The sequence below is a fragment of the Spongiactinospora rosea genome, assembly GCF_003315795.1.
Classification (GTDB): domain Bacteria; phylum Actinomycetota; class Actinomycetes; order Streptosporangiales; family Streptosporangiaceae; genus Spongiactinospora; species Spongiactinospora rosea.
Genome location: NZ_QMEY01000056.1, coordinates 1 through 11,225, shown reverse-complemented (window position 1 = coordinate 11,225; position 11,225 = coordinate 1). Strand labels below are relative to the sequence as shown.

Annotated in this window: 14 protein-coding genes and 1 pseudogene; 9 read left to right on the top strand and 6 right to left on the bottom strand. The window is 69.9% G+C overall.

Annotation, left to right across the window (positions count from 1 at the left end; all coding sequences use genetic code 11):
* Positions 1–27: 27 nt before the first annotated feature.
* Positions 28–261, top strand: a pseudogene (locus DP939_RS44850) (TrkA C-terminal domain-containing protein); the annotation flags it as partial.
* 167 nt (positions 262–428) lie between these two features.
* A complete protein-coding gene (locus DP939_RS45870) occupies positions 429–674 on the top strand; it encodes a hypothetical protein (protein WP_147268431.1) in 246 nt (81 codons plus the stop codon).
* Between the two features lie 250 nt (positions 675–924).
* Here the strand turns inward: DP939_RS45870 and DP939_RS44840 are convergent, their stop codons facing one another.
* From DP939_RS44840 to DP939_RS44835, 3 genes are read right to left on the bottom strand one after another with little or no spacing between them, the layout of a single operon-like run.
* Complete coding sequence (locus DP939_RS44840; RefSeq protein WP_199565849.1) at positions 925–1,362, bottom strand: class I SAM-dependent methyltransferase; 438 nt, start codon at positions 1,360–1,362, stop codon at positions 925–927.
* A gap of 5 nt (positions 1,363–1,367) precedes the next feature.
* On the bottom strand, positions 1,368–1,538 hold the full coding sequence (locus DP939_RS47460) for a hypothetical protein (protein ID WP_199565848.1): 171 nt from the start codon (positions 1,536–1,538) through the stop codon (positions 1,368–1,370).
* Positions 1,539–1,543: 5 nt separating this feature from the next.
* Positions 1,544–2,587: a cytochrome P450 gene (locus DP939_RS44835; RefSeq protein WP_225878952.1), complete on the bottom strand. Its 1,044-nt coding sequence runs from the start codon at positions 2,585–2,587 to the stop codon at positions 1,544–1,546.
* A gap of 226 nt (positions 2,588–2,813) precedes the next feature.
* Here DP939_RS44835 and DP939_RS44830 point away from each other — a divergent pair, with 226 nt between their 5' ends.
* Entirely contained in the window at positions 2,814–3,422 is a 609-nt protein-coding gene (locus tag DP939_RS44830) for a TetR/AcrR family transcriptional regulator (RefSeq protein ID WP_113986929.1), read from the top strand.
* Between the two features lie 380 nt (positions 3,423–3,802).
* Here DP939_RS44830 and DP939_RS44820 read toward each other — a convergent pair whose 3' ends face one another.
* From DP939_RS44820 to DP939_RS44810, 3 genes are all read right to left on the bottom strand, one after another.
* Positions 3,803–4,813 (bottom strand): FAD-dependent monooxygenase, encoded by a 1,011-nt coding sequence (locus tag DP939_RS44820; protein WP_113986928.1) that lies wholly within the window; start codon positions 4,811–4,813, stop codon positions 3,803–3,805.
* Positions 4,801–5,340 carry a TetR/AcrR family transcriptional regulator gene (locus DP939_RS44815; RefSeq protein WP_263972399.1) on the bottom strand — a complete coding sequence of 180 codons (540 nt, stop codon included), beginning with the start codon at positions 5,338–5,340 and terminating at the stop codon, positions 4,801–4,803. Before DP939_RS44815 ends, DP939_RS44820 begins: the two co-directional genes overlap by 13 nt.
* Positions 5,341–5,808: 468 nt before the next feature.
* Positions 5,809–6,528: a DUF998 domain-containing protein gene (locus DP939_RS44810; RefSeq protein WP_113986926.1), complete on the bottom strand. Its 720-nt coding sequence runs from the start codon at positions 6,526–6,528 to the stop codon at positions 5,809–5,811.
* 421 nt (positions 6,529–6,949) lie between these two features.
* Here DP939_RS44810 and DP939_RS44800 point away from each other — a divergent pair, with 421 nt between their 5' ends.
* The 6 genes from DP939_RS44800 to DP939_RS44775 all read left to right on the top strand — a co-directional run.
* Positions 6,950–7,120 carry a hypothetical protein gene (locus DP939_RS44800; protein ID WP_199565847.1) on the top strand — a complete coding sequence of 57 codons (171 nt, stop codon included), beginning with the start codon at positions 6,950–6,952 and terminating at the stop codon, positions 7,118–7,120.
* 216 nt (positions 7,121–7,336) lie between these two features.
* Positions 7,337–7,984, top strand: a complete 648-nt coding sequence (locus DP939_RS44795; protein WP_113986925.1) for a YHS domain protein — start codon at positions 7,337–7,339, stop codon at positions 7,982–7,984.
* A gap of 239 nt (positions 7,985–8,223) precedes the next feature.
* Positions 8,224–8,667: a CBS domain-containing protein gene (locus DP939_RS44790; RefSeq protein WP_113986924.1), complete on the top strand. Its 444-nt coding sequence runs from the start codon at positions 8,224–8,226 to the stop codon at positions 8,665–8,667.
* On the top strand, positions 8,664–9,956 hold the full coding sequence (locus DP939_RS44785; protein WP_113986923.1) for an ArsB/NhaD family transporter: 1,293 nt from the start codon (positions 8,664–8,666) through the stop codon (positions 9,954–9,956). Before DP939_RS44790 ends, DP939_RS44785 begins: the two co-directional genes overlap by 4 nt.
* A 29-nt stretch (positions 9,957–9,985) precedes the next feature.
* Positions 9,986–10,357: an STAS domain-containing protein gene (locus DP939_RS44780; RefSeq protein ID WP_113986922.1), complete on the top strand. Its 372-nt coding sequence runs from the start codon at positions 9,986–9,988 to the stop codon at positions 10,355–10,357.
* On the top strand, positions 10,354–11,225 hold an 872-nt coding region (locus DP939_RS44775), incomplete at its 3' end, for a cation:proton antiporter domain-containing protein (protein ID WP_225878951.1). The genes DP939_RS44780 and DP939_RS44775, both read left to right, overlap by 4 nt.

Genomic DNA, 11,225 nt, shown 5'->3' with positions numbered 1-11,225 from the left:
ACCCTCATCCAGGGACCGACCCTGCCGATGATCGCCCGGCTGCTGGGTGTCACCCAGCCGGGTCAGGCCAGGGAGGTGGACATCGAATCGGCTCCGCTCGAGGTCTTGGACGCCGACCTGCTCACCCTCACCATTCCGCCCGGTTCCCGCCTGCACGGGGTGGAGATCTTCGAGCTGAGGCTGCCCAAGCCGTCGATCGTCACCCTCATCGTCCGTGGCGGCGCGACCATCGTCCCGCAGCCCGTCACCGTGCTACGGGAAGGCGACGACGTGCTCATCGTCACCACCCCCGCCACCCGGGAGCGTGTCGAACGACGACTGCGGGCCGTCGGCCGGGGCGGCCGCCTGGCGCACTGGTATGGCGAACACGGCGACCCCGACCCGGCCACCAGCCACGTCACCGGCAGCACGGAGAAGGACACCGGGCCGTGGACATCACGTACACCACCATCCCGGGCATCGGCACCGGCGCCGCCCACCACTGCGACACCCGGCAAGGAGACCACTTCGGCGTTATCGTCACCGGCGCCGGCCGGCGCACCCACCCGTTCTACGACCACACCGACCCAGAAACAGACGGACACGTTGGTCAACCGACCGGCTCGCCTGCTGGCGGTCCGCCCCGGCGAGGCAGAGGCGCCCTCGACCATATCGGCGGGCCAACTACCGGATGATGCCCGACTCACAGCCGACACTTGCGCGGGAGCGCTTGCTACGCGGCGCCAGCCAGGCCGGGCTGGTCAACAACCTCAACGACGGCGTGACCTGGGCCGTGTTCCCGCTGCTGTTCACCGATCACGGGCTCGGCCTGACCGCCGTCGGGTTGATCAAGAGCCTGTATCCGATCCTGTGGGGCCTGGACCAGATCCCCACCGGGCATCTGACCGACCGTGTCGGCCGCAAGCCCCTCATCGTTCTGGGATGCTACTGCAGGCGGGCGGGTTCTTGCGCGGGCTGTACCATGCCTGCGGTGAGCCGGTCCGCCTGCTCGACGGCGACCTCCGCCAGGACCGGGCCAGCGCCTTGCACGGGCCGCATCCCTGCATCCAGAAGTGGGCCAGGAACGGCCGGGTCCCGGCGTCGGCCAGCGCGTTGTGGAAGTCGGCCGGGTGTGCCGGCGCGGCCGTGCTCCAGAAGACGCACCTGCCCGCCGGGCTTGAGCACCCGCCGCGCCTCGGCCAGCGCCGCTCCGACGTCGGGCAGCGAGCACAGCACCATGCACAGCACCACCGCATCCACACTCTGATCGGCCACCGGCAGGTGCTCGGCCACGCCGGGCACCACCTCCACGGCGATTGTGGCCTCGGCGGCGGCGACCTGCGCCTGCGTGCGCAGCCGCGGCTCGGGCTCCACCGCCACCACGCGCCTCACCTCGACCAGGTAGTGCGGGAAGTTGACGCCGTGCCGGTGCCGACCTCGACCACCTCGCCGGTCAGGCTGGCCAGCAGCACGCGGCGGCGGTCGGCCATGGCGGCGGCCATCCGGGGGCACATCCGGCCGAACAGCGGCCGCGCTCTGCTCATCTTCATGGTGCTCATGGCGCTCACCACGTCACCGGCAGCGCGGTGAGCCCGCCGGTCAGCGTGCGGGTGTCGAAGGTCAGCTCCTCCACCGCGCAGCCCAGCTCCAGGGTGGGGAAGCGGGCAGCGAGCTGGGAGAAGACGACCTGCAGCTCGATGCGGGCCAGCGGCGCGCCAACGCAGTAGCGGGCGCCGTGCCCGAAGCTCAGGTACGGCACGGCGGGCCGGTCGACGTCGAAGCGGTCGGGGTCAGCGAAGACGTCGGCGTCATGGTTGGCGGCGCCGGTGTCGAGCAGCACCAGCTCCCCGGCACGCACATGTACGCCGACGATGTCCAGGTCTTCGCGGGCGTAGCGGGGGATGCCGCCGCCGCCCAGACTCGAGGCGCGCAGGATCTCCTCCACCACAGCGTCGATCCGGGACGCATCGGCGACCAGGGCCTGCCACTGGCCGGGCGTGGCCAGCAGCCACAGCACGCCCTTACCGATCGCGGTGACCGTGGTCTCGTGCCCGGCGAACAGCAGGAACATGCCCATCACGGCGGCCTCGTCATCGCTGACCCCGTCGGTGGCGGCCAGTCGGGAGATGACGTCGCCGTCCGCATCACCCGCAGCGCGTTTGCGGGCCACCAACTGCTGCCCATAGGAGAACAGTGCGCCCAGCCCTTGCGCCGAGCGAGTGCGGTCGGTGATGTCGGCGGCGTCTCGCGTCCAGCCGCGGAACTGCTCACGGTCCTCGTACGGGACGCCGAGCAGCTCGCAGATGACCGCGATCGGCAGCGGCAGCGCCAGCGCGGCGTGCAGGTCGGCGGGCGGTCCGGCCTTCTCCAATTCGTCGAGCAGCTGGGTGGTGAGCGTCTCGACCCGCCCGCGCAAGGCGCGCATGCGCTTGGGCGAGAAGAGCGGCTGCAGCAGTGAGCGCCTGCGCCGGTGGTCGGCCTGTTCGGTGTCGAAGCCCCCCAATGGGCCGCCGAACAGGCTCCGACTCTCCGGTACGGGAGGCGCGTTCGGGGGCGGGGTGGGCGCGGCCGAGCCGGGCGTCGTCCAGGAGGGCGCGGACCTCCTCATATCCGGTGACCTGCCAACCGGGGTCGCCGACGGCGGTGCGGATGGGGTGAATGGGTGTACGGGCCTGCAACTCGCGCAGCAGTGGCGGTGGCTCCAGCGGGCCGGGTTGTTCGAACGGCAGGTGTACGGGGTCGGGCACAGCCCCTCTTGAAGTAGATGCTGATTTATATACTCTGATGTATAAGAAGCTATATGTATACTTTGGCTTCTACAAGAGGAGGTGGGGATGAGCACAGATGCGGGCCATAGCCGGCACGAGGCGGGGTCGGCCCAGCCGGTGCGCAGGCTGCGGCGCGCGGAGCGGCGTGAGCAGATCCTGGACGCGGCCACCCGCGCCTTCGCGCGCGCCGGATACGCCGCCACCGGCCTGGACGACATCGCCGCCGAAGCCGAGCTCACCCGGGCGATGCTGTATCGGCACTTCGCCTCCAAAGCCGACCTCTATCGGGCCGTGCTGGATCGCGCCTGTGCCCGGCTGGCCAAGGCCACCGGCACCGACGACTACGACGACAACGCCATCCCCGCCCTGCTGCGCGCCGCCACCGCCGACCCTGACGGGTTCCGGCTGCTGTTCCGCTACGCCGCCCGCGAGCCCGACTTCCGCGACCTGATCGACTCCATCACCGCAGCCTCCCGCGAGGTCGGCCGCCGCAACCTGGCCCGCGTCATCCCCGAAGGGCCGTGGCTGGACTGGGCCGCCAACCTGATCCCCGGCTTCACCCTGGAGGCCGTCATCGCCTGGCTGGACGCCGGCCGGCCCGACCCCGACCAGGCCGCCGAGCGCATCACGGCGGCCGTGCACGGCCTCGTAGCCGCCGCCCAAGCCCCTGCCTGACCGCGGGAGAAAAGTCAGGCTGGTCCATGTACGCCGGAACCAGCGGCCCGAGCGCGGCGTAGCGCCACAGCTGTTTGACGCTCAGCCGGCTGAGCCTGGCGAACTGCCCCTATTGGCAGCAGTTCCTCATCCAAGCCCCCAGCATGGAATCTTCCCTTGCAGGAGAGTCCAGCCGTACGTCCTAGATCGGCAGGAACAAGCTCTTCTATCGCCTTGACCGGCCCGGTCAGTCCCTTCCGGCCTACTGTATGTGCCTCCGCTTCGGCCCTGAACACGGCAACAGTGGAGACAGTGAACTGGTGGATGTGATCCTTCACCGAGCCCTCTGGTTCGAGCATGGCCTGGCTGCTCGGCTGGCTGACCGTGGGTCGGAGCGGGCGCTACACGGCCGCTGCTTTGGTCGCGGTGCCGGATGCCTGGCGCATGACGTCGGCGAGCTTGGTGTCCTTACCCGCGAGGATGGAGCTCAGGTAGCCGATGACGAACGGCACTCGGGTCAGGCCGAGCATGACGCGCCGGATGCGCAGGCCGGCCGGTGAGGAGGGCAGGAACCAGCGGGCCATTGACCGGGCGTTGCGTTGTTTGTCCTCGACGACGGGCCGCCACAGGCGCTCGAACTCGGCGGTGGCCCGTTCGATCGTCGGTGTGTGCGCGAGCCGATCGGCGAGCAGGTAGGCGCCGGCGATCCCGAGCGACGCGCCCTGCCCGGCGATCAGCGACACGGCGTGGGCGGCGTCTCCGAGCAGGACGACCCGGCCGTCGCGGAGCGCGTAGAAGCCCATCTGCCGGTCGACGGAGTCGGTGAGGCAGAACGCCTGCCTGGTGGCGTTGTGCACGTCGGGTGCGTCGAAGGTGAACGCCGTCGTGTGCAGGCCCAGGTAGCGCAGGTAGTGGTGTTCCGGCCCGAACGCCAGTCGGCGGACGGTCGAGTGGATTCCGTCGGCGCCCACGAGCAGATCGGCGTCCAGGACGGTGCCGTCCTCCAGCGTCACCGCCACACCGTCGGGGCGGTCGGCCACCTCGGTCAGTGCCGTGCCATAGCGCAACTCGACCTCGGGTGGAAGGTTCTCGGCCAGCGCGGCCTCGATGTCGGGACGCAGGAGGTTCAGCAGCCGGCCGCGCGAAAAGCCCTTGGTCCGGATCGTGGCGCGGCGGAGGCCCTTCTGGTCGACCAGGCGCCCCTCGTCGTAGTGGTAGGCCGTTCGCTCGAACGCGGGCAGCAGCCCCATGGCCTCGACCGCCTCCAGCCCGGGACCGAAAAAATCGATCATGTACCCCTGGGGGCGGGGTCCGGCGGCTCGCTCGACAACCACGACCTCGCCGCCCAGGGCGGCGAGCCGATGGGCCAGGGCCAGGCCGCTGATCCCGGCCCCGCAGATCACTGTTCGCACTGTCGTTCCTCCTCGGGGGACGTGGAAAGGAGCCTGCGCAACACCGCCGAGGGATCGTTCGCCGTCAGGCCCAGGCCGCGGTGCAGCAGCAAGCCATCCACGGAGGCCGCCAGGACGGCGGCGGTCTCGAACGGGGCGGGCACCTCGTGTTGCTCCAGCCACTCGCCGAACCGCCGGCGGAACTCAGCGGCCGACCGGGCGATCCGCTCGCGCAGGTCGTCGTCGCGGGTGCTCGCCAGGTACGCCTCGATGAACAGCAGCGAGGCGGTGTCGGCGCCGGTGTACTCCTGGACCGAGGTGAGCATCGTCTCGATCGCCTCGGCGGGTGAGGGGGCGCTTTCCATCAGCTCGTTGAGGCCGGCCAGCATTTTACTCATCTGGCCGGTCGCGGCCTCGTTCAGCAGGCTCGACAGTGAGGGGAAGTGGTAGTGCACCACGCTCGGCGTGACTCCGGCGCGCTCGGCGAGGGTGCGTGTGCTCACCGCCGTCCAGCCGCGTTCGGGGATGAGCTCCACCGCTGCTTTCAACAGTCGTTCCCGAACCACGCGCCCGCGTTCGGCTGCTGGGGAGACCATGGCTTTCCTCCGTCTAGGACAGTCGTCCTGTACGACTGCCCTGATTGTATGGCCGCACTCCGGCCACGCTCAAGCCGAAGCGGGTTAGGGCAGGTCACGGGGCGGCTTGACAGGCCGAGCCGCGTTCGTACAGGGCGGGCGTCCACGCCACGGCCGTATCTGTGCCGTTCACAGAAGCGCTGGTGCCGCGGCGGGCGACCCAGCCGTATCGTGCTGGTCGGGCCGCTGGCCGTCCTAGCCCTGGACCGCCGAACCCCCGTCGCCGAGTCGCCAGGGCGCGGCCGGTGCTCGGCTCGTCATTGGCGGCCGGCATGCGGTGATCTTCGCCGATCGGGGCATCTGATCGATGTTGTTCACGCCTCCCTGCGGAGGAGATCAGACCCGCCACACGCCGTCCGGGTACCCAGGAATGTGACGCGGTTACGGTGTGCGATTCCAATCAGACCCAGGGCGGCGCAAGAGATGCACGCCCAGCGCGATGATCCAGCAGAAACCGGTCAGCAGGGAAAGGTGTTCCAGCAGGCCCGCCGGAGCCGGCCGCCAGATGCCCGCGCCGTCCAGGCGGAAGGCGATGCCGGCCGCGACGGCGAAGACGATGACGCCGGTCCCGGACAGACGGCTGTAGCGGGCCCAGGCATGGCCAGACTGGGACAGGGGTCCGGCGAGGACGTAGGCGGCGGCGCTGAGCGCGGCGAACAGTACGAGCCCGGCCACCTGGTGGACGCGACCGGCTGCTGTGATGACGGTGGACATGCCGGGCGGGTAGCCGAGCGCAGGGTCGGTGGGCACCAGCCCGGCGACGACCAGGCCGACGGCCGCCGCCGCGAGCAGAATCGGCCCCCAGGTCGCGCCGCGCCCGCCCCGCAGGGCATGGCGAACGCCGGCGGCGAAGGCAACCAGCAGCAGCCCGCCCAGGACGAAGTTGATCGTCTGGAGCCAGGCGCGTTCACCGGTGCCGAGCTGGCTGACACCGTGACGCCACAAGCTGTACCAAGGGCGGGTGGCGCCATCGCCCCACAGCAGAACAGGTACCACAATCCCGGCGGCGATGCCGCAGGTGAGCAGAACAGGCACAGTGCGCGAGGTCATCGGGACGTCCTCCGTGTTCTCCGTGACGTCTTCCACGACGGCGAACGCCACGGGCCGACCAGACTTCCCGGCTCTCCACCAGCCCGCCTCGCAGTGGAGGCGATCCTTGATCAATACATGGATTTTAGCTCATACTGAATCAGCTGTAATAGAGGGTGCCGGGTGACCGACGCGAATCATGCCGAAGCGGTACATGATCGAGATACGGTGCCGCAGTGGCCAGGTGTCTCAGGGCCTGACAAAGGGAGTAGCCCTTAGAGCCGCTCGGCAGGCGCCGGGCGGCGTTGGGGGAAGTCAGAGCTTGCCGAGGAGGCGCTGCTCGACCGCCGGATCGAGCAGGTCCGCGGGTCGGGGGTGCCCGGGTGCGGGGTGGGTCGCCTTCCTCCTGGAGCCAGGCCCAGGTGTCGGCGAGGGTGTCGCACAGCGGGCGCGTGGTCAGCCCGGCGGCGAAGACCGCGCTGGTGTCGGCGTCGTGCACGCCGCTGGGATAGAGGTCACCCGGATCGGCGACCCCGCGCACGAGCGGCTGAGCCGGATGCGCGACTTCTACCAATTCCTGCTCGCCGAACTGCCCGGCCTGCTGCACCGCTGGCAGCAGCATCAGCGGTCCGGTCGGACCGCCGGGCAGGAAGAACGACGATGATCAGGCATCTTCCGCACGGTGATCTCGGCTGTGCCGGCGACGGAACACCAGCGCCCCTGCACAGATCAGCGGTGCGACTGACATCACGGGATCACGCCGGGGGCTACTCCCCACGTGGTAGGCAGCAGATCCTCCGCTCGCCGGATGCCCGGCCATACCCCTCCCGGGCATCCTGGACGGGCAACTGGAAACATCCTCTGAAAGGCCGGCCGGAAAATGCTGCTCATCGATGTCTTCGTGCCCCGGGGAGCACTGAGCGAAGAAGAACGTCAGGCACTGGGACGCCGCCTCATCGACACGCTGATGGTCGAAGACGACAGCCATGCCATCGAGATCCTCGACGCCCAGCGCACCATCACCCAAGTTCTCCTGCACGAGCCCAGCACCTGGGTGCTCGGGCAACGCCCGGCGCAGGACCCCGCCGGCCCGCCGCGCTATCTGGTGCGGGTGACCGTGCCCGCGTCGTGGCGTAAGGAGATGTGCGAGCACGTCGTGGACATCGTCACCGATGTCCTGGCCGAGACGGAGCGATCCGCCGGTCGCGAGCCCGGACGACTGCGGCGCGAACCACACGCGGTGATACTCGTGGAGGGGATATCCGAGGGTGGCGTCGGGATCCAGGGCAGGGCCATGAGCAGCCTGGACCTCACCGAACTTCTTTCCCGTCCCTACCGTGATCAGACCTCCGGGCGGCCGGGACCGCGGACGGCGCAGGGCGGATTGATCGACCCGATCTGCGGCATGGGCGTGGATCTCGACGACTCCACCCTCACGCTGGTCCACGAGGGGGTTTTGTATGGCTTCTGCCATGGCCTGTGCCGCCGAGCCTTCGCCGACGAGCACGGCCTGTCGCTCAGCAGGTAGCGCTCACCGTCGGCCTCGGAGTGGCTGCATGCGCTGCGCCTCGTCCGGCTGGATGCGTCGGCCGAGTTCATCGGTGCCGCGAACGTCGCAGGGGCGCTTGACCGTGCCTCTCGGCTCGATGGCCGGTACCACTTCCCTCTCCTCTGCCCGATCTTGACGTTTCTTGATAGGTTCCATGTAGGTGCGCCGGGAAGCCTGGTCGGCAGTCGTTTCCGCCGATCCCGGAAAGGGCCGCCGCCATGCGCGCATGCGACCTGCTCGTCGCTTTCCCCACCATCACCATCGACACCCCCGTGTCGCAGGCCGCCCGGCTGCCGGCCGAACAGGACCTGCCCGGCCTCATCGTCATCGACGAGCACGGGCGACCGGCCAGCATCCTGCCCGGCACCCAGGTGCTGCGCCTGGCCGTCCCCGGCTACTGCCAGGACGATCCCGCGCTGGCCCGGGTGATCGACGAGGAGCACGCCGACCACTTCCTGGACGCGCTGGCCGGCCGTACCGTACGCGAGGCTCTCCCCCCGAAGCCACGCGAGCTGCCGGTCACCGACCCGGACGCGACCGTACTGGAACTGGCCGCGCTGATGGCACGCACGCACAGCCCGCTCGTCGCCGTGGTGGATGAGGGCCGCCTGCTCGGCGCGGTCACCCTCCAGGCGCTGCCGGACCGGGTGACCAGCCTGTGAACCTGCTCGCCTGGGCGGCCACGGCCGTCTTCACCGGCGCGTACGCGCTGATCGCCACCGAGAAGATCCACCGCGTGGCCGTCGCCCTCGGCGGCGCGGGCATCATGCTGCTCATCCACGCCACCGACGCCCGCGCCGCGTTCTTCGACGAGGCGACCGGCATCGACTGGAACGTCATCTTCCTGCTGCTGGGCATGATGATCATTGTCGGCGTGCTGAAGCAGACCGGCGTGTTCGAGTACCTGGCGATCTGGGCGGCCAAACGCGCCCGCGGCCGCCCCTACCCGCTCATGGTGCTGCTGGTCGTCATCACCGCGCTGGCCTCGGCGCTGCTGGACAACGTCACCACCGTGCTGCTCATCGCCCCGGTGACGTTCCTGGTGTGCGAACGGCTGGCCCTGCCGGTGGCCCCCTACCTGATCGCCGAGGCGATGGCCTCCAACATCGGCGGCGCCGCCACGCTGGTCGGCGACCCGCCGAACATCATCATCGCCAGCCGCGCGAACCTGGGCTTCAACGACTTCCTCATCCACATGGCGCCCATGGTGATCGTGCTGATGGCGGTCTTCATCGCCCTGTGCCGGGTACTGTTCCGCAGGTCGTTCCGCTACGACCCGGACCGGGCCGCGGAGATCATGAGCCTGAACGAGCGGGAGGCGATCAACGACCGGCGGCTGCTGGTCCAAAGCCTGGTCGTGCTGGCCGTGGTGATGGCGGCGTTCGTGCTGCACCCGGTACTGCACTATGAGCCTTCCGTGGTGGCGGTCCTGGGCGCGGGCGTTCTGGTGGCGGCCACCAAGGTGACCACCCCGCAGGCGCTCGGCGAGGTCGAGTGGCCCACACTGACGTTCTTCGCGGGGTTGTTCGTCATGGTCGGCGCGCTGGTGCACACCGGCGTGATCGGGCAGATCTCCCAGGCCGCGGCCGACGCCACGCAGGGACGGCTGGGCGTTGCCACCATGGGGCTGCTGGGCGCCTCGGCGGGACTGTCGGCGATCGTGGACAACATCCCCTACGTCGCCACGATGAGCCCCATCGTGGCCGAACTCGTCGCGGACGGCGGCGGGAACGGACCTGCTCAGGTGTTGTGGTGGGCGCTGGCCTTCGGCGCGGACCTGGGCGGCAACGCCACCGCCGTCGGCGCGGCGGCCAACGTCGTGGTGCTGGGCATCGCGGCCCGCAACGGCACACCGATCGGTTTTTGGCAGTTCACCCGCTACGGCCTGATCGTCACCGCGGTGACCGTTACCCTCTGCGCGCCCTATCTGTGGCTGCGCTACCTCGCCTGATCGGCACTGAGCCCCTGCCCGGAGGTGGAATGGACGACGACACGCTCACGATCGACACGGACACGGCAGCCACAGGCCATGGCGTTCTCGTGGTCCGCCCGGCGGGACGACTCGTCTGGAACACGGCCGCCATCTGGCACTCGTGGCTGGAGACGCGCACGGCAGGCGAGCCCGTCCTGATCGACCTGGCGGAACTGACCTTCCTCGACGCCACCGGCGTCTCCTGCCTGATCGCCGCGCATCGGCGCCTTACCGGGCCGGGCGCGGCGGTCGCGTTCGCCCGGCCCGGCGCCCGGGTCGCCCGCTGGCTGCAGATCACCGGCCTGCTCACTCTCCTGCCGGTCTTCGACACCACCGAGGCGGCGCTACGGTCCCTCCTCCCGCCCATGGTGACGCCGTGATCACGACCCTGCTCATCGCCTTCGCCGGCCTGCTCCTGCTGGCCGTGCTGCTGTCCGGCCTGGCCCACCGGACGATCCTGTCCACCGCGGCGCTGTTCCTGGTCGCCGGATTCGTCCTGGGCGACGGCGCGCTCGGCGTACTGTCCCTGAGCCCCGGCGACGAACTGGTCGGCGGCCTGGCCGAGCTGGCGCTGTTCGCCGTGCTGTTCAGTGACGGCATGCGGGTCGGGTGGAACGACCTGCGTACCGCCTGGCGGCTGCCCGGACGGGCGCTGGGCTGGGGACTGCCGCTCACGCTCGTCATCACCGCGCTGCTGGCCCATTATCTGATCGGCCTCGGGTGGGTCGAATCGCTGCTGGTCGGCGCCGTTCTGGCACCGACCGACCCGGTGTTCGCCGCGGCCTTGGTCGGCAACGAGAAGGTGCCGCCGCGGCTACGCCGGCTGCTCAACGTCGAGTCCGGCGTCAACGACGGGCTCGCGCTGCCGTTCGTCGTGCTCTTCCTCGCCATCGCCGCCGGCTCGGCGGACCTGCATCTCGGCGAACTGGGGCTGGAACTGGGCATCGGCATCGTGATCGGCGTGGCCGTGCCCTGGCTGGCGATCAAGCTGGAACAGACCCGCTGGTTCGCCGCCTCGACCCAGTACGAGCCGCTCAACGCCCTGGCCATCGGCCTGCTCGTGCTGGCGCTGGGCAAGGTCACCCACGGCAACCTGTTCCTGGCCGCGTTCGCGGCCGGTATCACCGTGGCCACCTTCGGCGAGCGGCAGCGCGCATCGTTCGAGCACTTCGGCGAGCTGATCGCGGAGGTGTTCAAGCTGGCCGCGCTGCTGGTGTTCGGGGCGCTCATCACCCCGGCGCTGCTGGG